We start from the raw sequence: 13,717 nt of genomic DNA on the forward strand, positions 1-13,717 counted from the left end.
GAGATGAAAGTTATCGTTACAGGCGGCTCCGGAATGGTCGGAAAAAATCTCCGAGAGCATACTAGAGCCAAAGACATCGAATTGTACACGCCGGACCGACGAGAGCTCGATCTTTCGAACAAAGACTCCGTTGCGGAATATTTTCAACGAGAGAAACCGGATGCTGTAATTCACGCGGCTGGACTCGTCGGCGGCATCCAAGCGAACATCGCTGCTCCAGTCCAGTTTCTTGTCGAGAACTTGCAAATGGGTATGAACGTCATTCTCGGCGCCCAAGGCGCGGGCGTAGAAAAGCTGCTCAACATTGGCAGCTCATGCATGTACCCCAAATCAGCGACAAATCCGTTGAATGAAGATGAAATTCTAGCGGGATCTCTCGAACCGACTAATGAAGGCTACGCATTAGCGAAAATAACCTGTTCGCGCTTATGCACATACATTTCTTCTATGTATGGGTTGCAATATAAGACAGTAATCCCCTGCAATTTATATGGTAGACACGACAAATTTGATCCGGCTAGATCTCACATGGTCCCGGCGGTAATTCGCAAGATCTCCGAGGCTGTTATCGAAGGGCGTGACGCCGTAGAGGTTTGGGGCGATGGCCTTTCGAGACGCGAGTTTATGTATGCGGGAGATCTCGCAGACTTCCTTCTCATAGCGCTCGGAAAAATAGAAACACTACCACAGAACCTAAACGTAGGGATCGGGCGGGATTACAGCATAAATGACTATTATGAAGTGATTGCAGATGTCCTCGGGTTTAAAGGCAGCTTCGTGCACGATCTGTCCAAGCCCTCTGGGATGAGCCAAAAGCTAGTAAATATTGAGAAGTTGCGAGCGCTGGGATGGCGTTCGACCACATCCCTTGCAGACGGGATCGCAAAGACGCATGAATTCTACATCAAGGGAGCCTAAAAATGATCAATCTGAACCTCGCCTCCGATACTTGGGATGATCGAGAAATCGCTGCAATTCAGCGAGTAATCGAATCCGGCATGTTCACAATGGGCGAAAACGTCGCTACATACGAACGCCAGTTCGCAGATTACTTCGGTTCAAAATATGCCTTGATGGTTAGCTCTGGCTCAACTGCCAACCTGCTGATGGTCGCTGCACTGTTTTTCACGAAAAATCCGAAGCTCAAGAGAGGCGACGAAGTAATCGTTCCAGCCGTGTCGTGGTCCACGACGTATTACCCGTTTCATCAGTACGGTTTGAAGCTTGTATTTGTTGACATCGATCCCAATACCTTAAATATAGATTTGAATAAGTTGAGAGCGGCTATTACCGACAAAACTAAGGCAATTTGTTTGGTAAATTTGTTGGGTAATCCCAACGATTTCGACGCCGTCTCTGCGATCATCGGTGATCGTGACATCGCGGTTCTGGAGGACAATTGCGAATCCATGGGCGCTCGATTCCGTGGGAAGCAAGCTGGAACCTTCGGAATGATGGGCACTTTCAGCTCCTTCTACTCGCACCATATTGCAACCATGGAGGGTGGATGCGTTGTGACGGATGATGAAGAGCTCTATCATGTCCTATTGTCCCTCAGAGCCCATGGTTGGACAAGAAACCTACCGAAAATCAACCATGTCACTGGTGAAAAAAGTGACGATCCTTTTGAAGAGTCCTTCAAGTTCGTCCTTCCTGGCTACAACGTACGGCCTATCGAAATGAGTGGCGCAATCGGTCAAGAGCAACTAAAAAAACTCCCGGCATTCATAGAAAATAGGCGCGAGAACGGAAAGTATTTCCAAGAGCTTTTTGGGAACCATCCTTTCCTGCAGATACAGGATGAAGTCGGCGAAAGCAGCTGGTTTGGATTTGCGTTGACTATCCGTGACGGTGCCGAGGTTGAACGAAAACGACTTATTGAGAAGCTAACCGCGAGTAAAGTCGACGTACGGCCGATAGTCACCGGTAACTTTCTTAAAAATGAAGTGATAAAATATTTCGAGTATGACGTTGCAGGAAGTTTAGAAGCGGCAGAACGAATTGATTCTAGAGGGTTTTTCATTGGAAACCAGCAGGTCGATATCCGCGACAAGCTCAAGGCTGTGCGTGCATTGCTGAATGAGCCAACTTAATCGATCAACGATGAGGTACTTGGGCACATGGTGAAGTCGCCGATTAAGAGAAGACAATGCTGATACGGAAGACCTTAATAAAACTCGGACTGCTGCGTCAGGCCACCAGCGAGGCGACTAGTCTTGTCAAAAAGGCAGACGACGCCAATCGAAACAGAAACTGGGCTGTTGCCCAAAATTACTACGTTGAGGCATTAAAGCATCTTCCGTACCACGACGGGCTCTGGGTGCAATACGGACATTGTCTGAAGGAAGGGGGCGATTTCGCTGGCGCGGAGAGCGCATATCGAACAGCCTTAGAACATAACTCAAAATCTGCTGACACCTACCTACAATTGGGACACGTCCTGAAGTTGCAGGGAAGTGTCTTGGCCGCCGTTGAGATGTATGAACACGCGTTGAATGTTGATCCCGAATTTGAACCAGCCAAGATCGAGCTTCAAAAGCCGGAAATCCACATTGTTCTTGCTCAGCGGAACAGCTTCGATGATGTCATTGTTGGCTTAACCGCACACTTCGATGCGGACTACTATTACGGTCGCAACCCCGATGTGAAGAGCGCAGGGGTAGATGCGCTCCAGCATTACTGTAGCTCGGGCTGGCGAGAACACAGGGATCCGACGGACTGGTTCAGCACAGGTTATTACCTCAGCACATTTGCTGACGTCAGGAACTCTGGAATCAACCCGTTTCTCCACTATATCAAGTTTGGTAAGGACGAAGGCCGTTTTCCTAGAGAACATGTAGACGAGCGGCTTGGGCTGCTGGCTTCACTTCAGGACGAGGTAAGGCCAGCTGCGCCACAGTACCGCGATGCGCCATCAAACCATAAGCTGCTCGATGATGCCGTCGCTCTCTCGACTAAATCATACGGAAGCGGCATTGTCCTATCGCTGAGCCACACTTGCTACATCGAGGTCGTCGCTGGAACGGAGTTGGTGGTCGGCAAAGAACAATTGCTCTTCAATACTAGGGACTACGGTTACGTTCACATATCACCCTGTGAATCATCGGACTTTATATTTGATACGGCGCTCGAGGAGACACGCTTCAAGGTGGTCGTGGATGGCGCTCTTGTCGGAATATTTTCGGGCGATCAAATAGCTGAATGTATGAAGCGGTATAAAGCTGCTGCCAGACGCGTATTTGTTGTCCATTCTCCGTTAGGTCACAGTCTGCCCGCTATGACCGGGCTCAATGAGGCGTTCAGCGCTACGGAAAACTACTACTGGTTGCATGACTACTCCAGCTTGTGCAAAGGTTATAATCTACTTCGCAACCAAGTAGAATTTTGTGGAGCTCCGCCGTTGGACTCAATCGCTTGCTCAGTTTGCATCTTTGGCGACGAGCGGGCCCGCCGAGTGGCGCAAATTAATGCTCTCTTTGCGCAGATACCTTTCGTTGTCCTGTCTCCATCAGAGGCAGCCTTGAATATCTGGGTTAAGTCCTTCAATGGCAGGCGCCACGGTGAAGAAGTCGTTCCACATAGCGAGTTGTCACCAACAAATGAGCCTAAAGATGAAAGAGCTCCACATTTGCCTATCCGGATAGCTTTCGTGGGTTATCCGGTGGAGCATAAGGGCTGGCGCATCTTTAAAGAAGTTGTTGCCGCGAACCGGTTCAATATGAATTATGAATTCCTACATTTCGTAAGCCAATCATTTAATCATCATCACGATAGATACGTGACCAGGGTCCACGCCGAGGTCAAGGCTGGGTCCGAGACGTCAATGGTCGAGCTCATAAGACAGAACAACATTGATCTCGTCATCATGCCGTCTGGCTGGCCGGAGACCTTCTCCTTCGTAACTTATGAGGCGATCGCTGCTGGGTGTACGATCTTAACTTTGAAAAATAGCGGCAACGTGGCGTCCATTATACGAAAGATGGAGCGGGGGGTTGTGTTCGATAACCCGAGAGACCTAGTTGACTTCTTTTCGGACGGACTGGCATTAGATTACGTAAAATCTGGTGCAGCAATGAAGCGAAACTTCGAACTTTCCTTCGTCGGCACGACGTCATCTTCAAAGCATTTCGCGGAGGCATCCATTGCCTAAAGTTCATGTTTATACTAGTTTTTCCTATGCCTACTTATCTCGCGCTCGGATCTTAGCTCAGTCACTGCGACGCGCGAACCCGGATTGGCAAATATGGGCGGTACTTGTGGATCGACCACCCCGGGGCTTCACCGAGTCCGACTGGGAGCGCGACTTTGACGTCATACTTGATCCGGAGACTTTGTTTCCGGACTGGGAAGCTTTCATTTTCAAACACGATATTGTCGAGGCGTGTACAGCTGTCAAAGGAAGGGCCTTACAGCATATCCTTAACTCGGGAGCAGAAAAGGTCGTCTATCTGGACCCAGATATAGCGGTTTTCCATACCCTTGATAACATAGCCGCCAAACTGGATACCGCGTCAGTTATACTCACACCACATCAAGTGGAACCGAATACCTCGGCTCACGACTTCGCAGACAACGAACAGATTTCGTTGAAGTACGGGATTTATAATCTAGGTTTTATTGCTGTTAAAAACGATGAAACTGGCAACGCGGTTGCGGCGTGGTGGGATCAGTGTCTCTACAGGGCTTGCTACGATCAGATCGAAGATGGGATATTCACTGACCAAAAGTACTGTGATTTAATCCCATCTCTCTTCGATAATGTATACATCGAACGCCGCCCGGGTTTCAATGTTGCGAGTTGGAACATAAGCCGCCGCGTTGTGAAAATTCGTGAAGACGGCGACATCGGCGTTAATGACGACCTACTACGGTTCTATCACTTTACCAAAATTAACTCTGACGGCGAGGGTATGACGAAGCGATTCGCCGCGGGGAACTATGCTGTGTTTGAAATATGGAATTGGTACAAGCGGAGGCTACGCGCGCTAGAGGTCTCGGGCATACCAAGCCGGTACTGGCATTATGGACAGCTGGATGACGAGACGATCATCCCGAAGAGCGTTCGGGTATTCTTTCGAGAGAACTTAAGCCGTATGAATTTCCAAAACCCTTTCTCAGTCGAGGAAGGCTCTTTTGCGTCGAACTACCGTCTAACGGGCCAGCAAAGGTTCGGCCAACCCGTAGACGTGCCGTCGGATCATAAAATTGCGTGCATAATTCATGCTTTCTACCCGGAGCTTCTTGGGGAAATACTCTCGGAGCTCGCGAAGTACAAAGGTAGGCTCAAGCTGTTTTTGACCGTGCCGCCGGACAAAGCCGGCGATGTGCACGCGGTCCTTGCTCAATACAAATTTGACGCGGAAGTGATTGTGTCAGCGAACCGCGGGCGCGACGTTCTTCCGTTCTTATCAGTGCTGAGGAAAATGAATCACGAAGAGTTCTCGCTTATTTTGAAGCTTCACACAAAGCGCTCAAAGCATTTAGATAACGGCGAAGAATGGCGGAAGGAACTACTCGCATGCTTCATCAGGCCTGAGGAGCTTGCTGCGGCTGTTCGAATTTTCGATGCCCGGCCGGATGTCGGTATCCTGGGGCCTGCCGGACACTACGTGTCCCTAGAAGGCTTCATGGGAAGCAACGAAGGTAGCTTAAGTGAACTAAAAGGCCGCATGGGTGTAGGTGATATACGAAACTCAAAACTTGGGTTTGTTGCCGGATCGATTTTCATGGCAAGACCGGCCGCACTGCAGGCGCTAGTTGATCTAGACTTAGATCCGGACAAGTTTGAACTTGAGGCGTCTCAAACAGATGGGACGCTTGCACATGCCATCGAGCGGGCTTGGACGTTTTCGGCCTGCGCCCGCCTGCTTAAGGTCGCCACGAAACAAATTGATACGAGGATTGAGGGTTTGGCAGTCGGTCAAACGCCGATAGCTTCGTATGAATTCGCCCCGCGCAGTCATGAAATGGTTGAAGAGTAATCGCTGCTTAAGAGGATACGTGGACCAGAGACGATGCAACAGAGAGCTAGAGCACATCCACTTTACTCGGTGTCATATCCTCGCGATTTTGAAGTAGTTGGCACATCCCTGCGGCTCGAACAGCGTGACGATCTGGCCAACGGTATTCCACAAGCCCTCGACCGTTCGCTCGGCTTTGGCGTGCAGTAGAGCTTTCAGCTTGGCGAACGCCTTCTCGATGGGGTTGAAGTCCGGGCTGCAGGGAGTAAGGTAGAGTAACCGGCATCCCGCAGCTTCGATTGCGTGACGCAATCCCTCCGCCCGGTGTGCTAGGCAGATTGTCCATGATGACGATGTCGCCTGTTGCCAAGGTTGGAATGAGAACCTGTTGCACATAGGCCTAGAATGCGACCCCTTTCATCGCGCCGTCCAAGACGATGGGCACGGTCATGCCGGATAGCCTGAGCGCTCCGGTGAATGTCGTCGTCTTCCATTGGCCGTGCGGGATCGGTGAACGGCATCGCTCTCCACAAATGGCGTGTCCGCGAAGCCAAGACATTTCGTGCTCAGGCCGGTTTCAACGCTGAAGACGAGTGGAGCCGGATCGAGACCGAGCTGGCCGTCGAACCAGTCCTGGGGACGCTTCAGGTGGTCGGGCCGTTCCTGCTCCAGTGCATGCGCGGTCTTTTTTTGAATGTCCAGCCGCGCCTTCGCATCCAGACGTCAAGCACGCTACGGTGTTAATTTCCACTGAGAGCTGACCCGGCGGAGGTGCGGACGAAAACTTGGACCACGAAGGAGGTAGTTCATGTATTCCTTTGCAGACAGACTTCGAGCGGTTGAGCTGTATCTCCGGCTGGGCAAGCGACTTAACGCGACCATTAAGCAGGTGGGTTATCCAGCAAAGAATGCCCTAAAGGGTTGGTACCGGGAGTACGTCGAGAGCCGGGACTTGCGTGTTGGGGCGGTAGCTCGAGCACCGAAATTCTCCGAGGCCCAAAAGCAGGCCGCACTTGAGCACTTCCGCACCCATGATCGTTGCATCTCTGCGACGATGAGGGCGCTCGGCTATCCTAGACGAGGAACACTGACCGCATGGGTTCGTGACGCGTTTCCGGAGACGCGAACATCGATGGTCGGTCGGTCATGGCATCCGGCTATAGCGAGGATGTGCGGCAGGCTGGTGTCATCGGGCTATGCGGTGGAGATGAAACCGCACAACAGCTAGCTGACCGACTGGGCGTCTCAAGGACGACATTGTACAGCTGGAAAGATCAGCTACTCGGTCACGAGGCTCACTTATCCATGAAACGCCTCGAAGCCAGCCCCAAGGTTGCAGCTCGAGCATGATCTCCTGAAGAAGGCCAACGAACTCACAAAAAAAGACCTGGGCGTCGATCTGCAGATCCCGAGTAATCGGGAGAAGACACAGCTGATTGACGCCCTGAAAGGAAATTATCGCTCGCCAGAACTGCTGGCCGAGCTTCGAATTGCCCGAAGCTCCTACTTCTACCATCGTGCCCGCATATGTTTGGTAGACAAGTACGCCGCCGTGCGCCTCAGCTTAGTGGATATCTTTGAAGCGAACCGCCGTTGCTACGGCTATCGGAGAATGCAGGCGTCGCTGGCCAGACAGAGCGTGATGATCTCGGAAAAGGTCGTCCAGCGCTTGATAAAGCAGCAGCAACTGGTTGTTGCCAAACTGCGTCGACGGCGGTTTGGATCTTATCTGGGAGAATTCAGTCCCGCGCCCGAGTTCCAGATCCCAGCTGACAAAGTGTACCTTTCGCCGATCATCGACTGCTTCGACGGCATGGTCATCAGCTGGTCCATCGGAACCCAACCAGATGCTGGTCTCGTCAATACCATGCTGGATGCAGCCATCGGGATCGTGACGACGGCGAACAACGGCCAATCATCCATTCCGATCGCGGAGCCCACTATCGCTGGCCTGGCTGGCTCAACAGGATCAGCATTGCGCAGCTGGCCCGTTCGATGTCCCGCAAAGGCTGCTCGCAAGACAACGCAGCGTGCGAAAGCTTCTTCGGCAGACTGAAAACAGAGCTCTTCTATTCACGTGACTGGAAGGACATCACGATCGAACAGTTCGTCGACGAAGTGGACGCTTACATCCGCTGGTACAATGAGAAGCGTATCAAGTTATCGCTGGGATCGCTCAGCCCGGTCGAGTATTGTCGGAGCCTCGGCCTGAACTTATGAAGCAGTCCAACTTTTTATCCGCACCCCCTATAAGGCTGCCCCGGGTCAGCTCTCAGTGGAAATCAACACCTCAGAGCTTCTCATCGTCTTCACAAGCTTATACCTGCATGAGCCATTACTGAAAGCATCTTCTCAATGCGATGATGATATAAATGTTCCGAAGCAGTTCGCTGTTGCGCCGCCCGGGCAAGCGCAACATAATCGGTAGCGTTATCTTGTAACCACCTCATACGCTCAACTGCTTCATCAGCGCTTTCAACCAAAATAATTTCGGAACCAGGGCGGTAATATTCCTCAATTTCCAGAGAGTTGCAGAAATATATTTGCGGTGTGCCGGCAATCGCGCATTCGAACGTCCGCGGTCCTGGCGTCGTGGCGACGAGCTTCCGGTATTGATTGGCAATATCATAGTTGCGGCCCATGTTGAGCACAAATCGGACCTTCGTGTAGGCATCGATGACAACTGAATGCTGGTCAGTGCCCTTTAAGGTGTGAAGACCTGGAATGTTCCAGTCGCCGCCCATTACAACGAGGTCGTTACGGCTGAAACTTGGAACAGCCAGTACGTCAGAGATTATCCGCCTTCGATTCTCGTAATGATAGCCGCAGAAGAAGCTACCGATTTTGCGCTCGTCTAAAGGGTTGACTTCCCGGTAGTCAGATGGGTCTGCCGCTAGGGGTAAATGGTAGACATGATCACGTTCGATGAAGTGTGTTGCAGAGTTACGGTCGTTAGAAAAATAGAGGTCGAAATCATTAGCACGATAGCGTGCATCAAACTCGTATGGATCGTCAGTTGCCCAAAAAACTGACGGCACTTTCGAAACACGTGCCATAGCAGACATGGTAGCCAACGGTACATGCTCGGACAGAGAAGAGCCGACATAAAGTATTAATGAGTATTCTGAAAGGCTTCGTTGTTGAATCACGCTCTCAGGTGACGAAATGACCACAGTAAAACGATCACGCAGCGCGAAGCAGATGGCCTCTACGATGTGGCGGTTCAAGCTACTCTCGCGAAGTGATGTCGTAAACAGGATTTTGGGGTAAGCCGTTGCTAGGCTTGGACTCACGAGATCAACCACCGAATTTTCCTAATATTTGAATGGACTTATGGCCAATTCGGAGGCTCTCAGCTGACTTATCATACCAGCCAATTGAAAGGTTAACTTGGCCTACGATCATCACTTCAGGTGTCAGGAGACGGACGTGACCTTGCATACCCCATTCTTCTGCTGAAATACCTGGGAAAACGTTAGCAACGTCTGGTCGTCTTTGCAAATCTAGCGTGTATCGATAAATTCCTTTAGAAGTTGTAAGCACCGCGACCGGCAAAGCTCGTGTAAGGCCGCTTTTATCTACCCAACCGGCGACATATAATTCATCCGAGTTTTTCAGGATTAGTGGGCTACCGAGCTGCTCCAGCATTTGATCTGTTGCAGTATCTAGGTTAGCGTTTGCTGCGTAGCTTATCACGCCGGAGAATGGTTTCAATCGCCCGGAGTAGACAAGGTCGTTTTGGTTTGGAAGATACTCGGAGGTAACGGGATGGCCGCCTTTACCACGGTTCCAAAAGGGCGTTCTCCTTTTTCGCTGTAGGACATCCATAGTGGCACCGTCCGCAGACTTCACTGCACCAGCAGGCTTTTTTACACGGCGGTTCACGTCAGTCGCAAGCGCTGCACGATAGGCTTCATCGTACAGCTGGGCATGCCGAGGCTGTTCCAGGAATAAAGCACTTGAAATGTTCTTGCGTGGGAGTAGGTGTGTTCGGGGATCGCTTGCGATATCCATGAGCAGCGTTGCTAACGTCGCTGGGCGCAAAGGATCGCTTTTGTATCCGTTGATGCCATGGGACACCCGTTGGCCGAGAGCGCCGATGTCGGTGACGATGGGTACGATTCCTGCCGCCCAGGCCTCTGAAAGAGTCTGGCAATAAGTCTCCGGCCAAATCGATAGATGCAATGAGAAGTCGTAGCGTCGCAAATCGACTTCACCTGGCGCATAGCTGCCATGAAAAACTGCCCGGCTACCAAGCAAGCCTTCATACCGAGCTCGGAGATCTTCGGAAATGCTGCCGTGGAAGTGAATTTCAATTTCAAGATTGGGTTGAACCATAAGCGCGTCTAAGAGGTAGTTAGCGCCTTTATGAGTAGTGAAGTTGCCAAGAACTACAAAGCGAGGCAGTGTCTCATTGACCCACCCTGACATGCGAGCTGACTTGACAAGAGGCCACTGTGAATTCGGAATCGGGGCCCCATGTACTCTTACACCATTATGACGCGCGAGTTGGGGGTAAATTTGTTCGTGAATATCCTTCGCTGATTCGGAAACATACATCAGAGTACTAGCACGCCCGAGCACATCGCCGAAGTAATCGCGACGGATTAGCTGACTTTTAGGCGGGAACTTGAAACGTTTGTGCAGGCAGATGTCGCAGTCTACTAACTTAGTGTAGTCATTTTGGCAGAATCTACCGGTATGGTCGAGTAAATTGAACTCGCGGCAGGCGGTGTAAAAATCATGTAAAGATATTCCATATGGAACGCCGTGCGCTCGAGAGATGTGAGCGAGAGACGCCGTATGGTTTATGAATTGAAAGAAATGTACGAAGTTGAAATCGTATGTCGACAAACATGTAGCGAAAAAACTTTCGATCTGTGGGTTTTCCAAGTTTCCATGATCAATTGAAAATGATGATTTTGATCGACTTAGCTCCTGGTAATTAACGTCGGCCAGAACGGCTCGTTGGCCGTTCACCGGGTCTCGCACTGTGTAGAAAAAATAGATCTCGTACTTTTCCTTTAGGTTCTGAGCGAGGATGTCTTGATGCACTTCTAGCCCGCCAAATGGCGGCGCATTGATGGTGTTATGTACCACATATAGGAGCCGAGGTAGCTCACGTGGTTCGTTACAACTCGGAATCTCACGTGATACAAGAACCCGATTTAGTTCAGTCGCTATTGCAGCGATTCGATGGCGGTAACTATGTTGTGCCGCGATCAGTTTTCTCAAATTTTCTGCTGAGGCTTTTCGCGCGGCCGGTTGGTTCAGCGCGGTATCGATCAGGTCAAGTAACTCCTCATAACTACTGTATGAGTGAAGATACTCGGACGGAATCAGAGCTTCAAAGTCTTCTCCCCCGAATTCAGCAACTTGATACGCTCCAGCGGCACCGATCTCGAACACCCGCGGGCCGGGATTGCTGGACGTAGCAAATTTATCTGTACCAGAGAAATTACGGTGCAGAGCCAAAGTCACACGGCTTCGTTTCGCATATTTAATATAATCCGCAAACGAAAGTGTTTCAACGTACGAGCTCAGCGAGGCATTTAAAGGCAATCGGGGCGTAGCACTATTATATGTCAACGCTATCTTGAAACGCAGCTGGGGGCGATCGCGCAGCAACCTATTTAGCAGTGTGACGCGATTTGGCCATGCCATACCACAAAAAAAGATATCGAAGGCTGGATCTTGTTCTAAAGTTTCCCCAAGCAGCGCAGAGGGTGCTGCTAGTGGAAGAAAGAAACCTTTATCCCCGTAGTGAGCTAGGGAAGAGCGGTCGTTCGTAAATATCTGGTCGAACAAGTCTACATAATTTATATGATCGCTTAGATTGTAGGGATCATCAAAGGTCCATAGACAAGAGGCGCTGCAATGGCTGATTGCGCGTTCGAGAATAGCTGAACTGAGCCGTTGACCGTCTAGACATAATAGTATTGGAGTGGCGAGTTCTGCGCACATTTCGACGACATTATCATAGGTTGCTAGATGGACTTCGACTTCGCCAAAAATACTACGCGCGTCATCGATTATGGCGCGAGTAATGTGAATGTTACGCGTGTGTGTGTTAGTGTTTAATACGACTACATCTTTGCCGTTCAAGTCGGAACCTAACAAAGTCGCTCCTTCCCTAGGCCGCGCTAACTTGAGCTTGTTCACAAACGCGCTCCACGAAGCCGAATCATCTCCGTCGAAACTGTTTGAACGTTCCCCGGCCGCCAGTCGGGTTAAGAAGTCGCGGTCAAATGACCCGTGCGAGGCGGTTGCGAGTTCTTCGTGTGGCAAAACCCCTTCGCTAAGCCCGCAGTCAAGGTAATGGTCGAGGCCACTACGTGCATCCCCACTTGTCAACGACTGAGCAATGTTCTTGCTTTGACGACGATACCAAGTTTCTGAGAAGAGGAGGTTGGGTGTCAAATTTTGGCTAGCGCTAAGATTTCGAAACAACTCCATCATTTCAGAAAGCGTATCCCCTTGAGGATCAGCGGATGCTATCGAACGAAAATGAACGGGGTCAAGACACAACAGCGCAGGGTCGTGCTTAACTTTGTCGATATCAGCGTCTCGCAATGGGGTGCCACGCCATAGTCCAGAGGCTTCAAGCGCTTTCCGTATGAGCAGTGCGTTTTCGAGTACATGCAAGTCGGCGGTTTGAAGGTACGCTTCGACATCCAAAATCTCGTCGTCGGAAAGACTGTGGCTAATTTCTTGCTGCAGATGCTGCCCCCCGGCGTTGTGACTGAGGGTAAGCACGAGCAAACCTGATGTAGCTCCTAATTTAGCTTTTGCTATAGCGTTCAGGGCGCTCCGGCGCGCTGCTGGCTTTACCGAAGAGAGGTCAAACGCGAAATTGACGCGGTTAGAATTGCCTGCATAAAGCAGCATTTCACTAGTCATCAAGTCAATATTATTGAGTCTAACGCCAATTTTTATTATTGATGAGAGCTCAATAATGTTCTCGTGGTGAATGAATCCTTCTATTATACCGTTACTTACTGAAGATATAATACTTGAAGCGTCAGAAAGATCACAGTCGCGGCTAAGCAGGGCAATTTGCTCGCCTGAGAGGTGCACGGAAACCGAGAACCTGCCTCCCACTTTTGGAAGTTTCAGCGGCACGTGGAAGCCACGCCGACCGCCCCCTATGTGCGCCAGCGCTAGATCTTCCCGATAAGTGTCTGCTACTACTCCTCTAAATGCAGCGCTCCCGTTTATAAAAACGTCTATTACTAGCGGACGTATGTCATTAGGATTATCGATCCATCCCGTCAAACCGCTGTTCTCAAAACTGTCAATGCTACCACGAATAGCTGTCATACGTCCTGCCCAGTGTACGAATTGCGCAACTTACGGTGCCTTGTGCCTCGGAGGGGCATACCCTTCGATTCGATTTACTTCCGGCGATTGCTAGCGTTGGAAGAGAACTTCCGGAGCGAGAGTACTCAACGTCGCACATATCGTCATCTATTTGATAATCGACAATGTTCGAGAAGGCTAGTGTTGAATGCGCAGTTCTGGGGCGGTGGGTAATCAACCTGTACTGGTCCGATGATCTTCCCCTAAGTCAGCTTTCATTGCTGACGTGGACCTGCCGGAATTGCATCTACAATGGCATCACGGCCTGTTCGAGCGCCGTACTGGAGTACAATCATCAAGGTGAAATTTCATTATCTGACCGCTCTTTAAATTACATCGAAGCCGGCAGCCAATTGCTTTTCCACTCTTGTCGCCGATGAACCATTCTGATTGCCTTC

6 protein-coding genes and 2 pseudogenes are annotated in these 13,717 nt (G+C 50.5%); 5 read left to right on the forward strand and 3 right to left on the reverse strand.

The genetic code is table 11. The features are described from left to right. The first annotated feature begins 3 nt into the window (after positions 1–3). The 4 genes from ACQY1K_RS21765 to ACQY1K_RS21780 all read left to right on the forward strand — a co-directional run bounded on the left by ACQY1K_RS21765 (position 4) and on the right by ACQY1K_RS21780 (position 5,981). Positions 4–918, forward strand: a complete 915-nt coding sequence (locus ACQY1K_RS21765) for a GDP-L-fucose synthase family protein (protein WP_430259404.1) — start codon at positions 4–6, stop codon at positions 916–918. Positions 919–920: 2 nt separating this feature from the next. Then, positions 921–2,093: a DegT/DnrJ/EryC1/StrS family aminotransferase gene (locus tag ACQY1K_RS21770; RefSeq protein WP_430259406.1), complete on the forward strand. Its 1,173-nt coding sequence runs from the start codon at positions 921–923 to the stop codon at positions 2,091–2,093. A gap of 56 nt (positions 2,094–2,149) precedes the next feature. Next, positions 2,150–4,150, forward strand: a complete 2,001-nt coding sequence (locus ACQY1K_RS21775; protein WP_430259408.1) for a glycosyltransferase — start codon at positions 2,150–2,152, stop codon at positions 4,148–4,150. Between the two features lie 106 nt (positions 4,151–4,256). Further along, on the forward strand, positions 4,257–5,981 hold the full coding sequence (locus tag ACQY1K_RS21780; RefSeq protein WP_430259410.1) for a rhamnan synthesis F family protein: 1,725 nt from the start codon (positions 4,257–4,259) through the stop codon (positions 5,979–5,981). 62 nt (positions 5,982–6,043) lie between these two features. Here ACQY1K_RS21780 and ACQY1K_RS21785 read toward each other — a convergent pair. Then, positions 6,044–6,697, reverse strand: a pseudogene (locus tag ACQY1K_RS21785) (IS630 family transposase); the annotation flags it as partial. Between the two features lie 71 nt (positions 6,698–6,768). On the opposite strand from ACQY1K_RS21785, the pseudogene ACQY1K_RS21790 reads away from it, so the two are divergent. Further along, positions 6,769–8,180 (forward strand): annotated as a pseudogene (locus ACQY1K_RS21790) (IS3 family transposase). Positions 8,181–8,269: 89 nt separating this feature from the next. Here the strand turns inward: ACQY1K_RS21790 and ACQY1K_RS21795 are convergent. Both ACQY1K_RS21795 and ACQY1K_RS21800 read right to left on the reverse strand, forming a co-directional pair. Beyond that, positions 8,270–9,265 carry a CgeB family protein gene (locus ACQY1K_RS21795; RefSeq protein WP_430259412.1) on the reverse strand — a complete coding sequence of 332 codons (996 nt, stop codon included), beginning with the start codon at positions 9,263–9,265 and terminating at the stop codon, positions 8,270–8,272. Continuing rightward, the gene (locus ACQY1K_RS21800; protein WP_430259414.1) at positions 9,258–13,280 is read right to left on the reverse strand and encodes a glycosyltransferase family protein; all 4,023 of its coding nucleotides are present in this window, start codon (positions 13,278–13,280) and stop codon (positions 9,258–9,260) included. Before ACQY1K_RS21800 ends, ACQY1K_RS21795 begins: the two co-directional genes overlap by 8 nt. Between the last annotated feature and the right edge of the window lie 437 nt (positions 13,281–13,717).

The sequence above is a fragment of the Neorhizobium sp. IRS_2294 genome, assembly GCF_050500145.1.
Classification (GTDB): Bacteria; Pseudomonadota; Alphaproteobacteria; order Rhizobiales; family Rhizobiaceae; genus Neorhizobium; species Neorhizobium soli.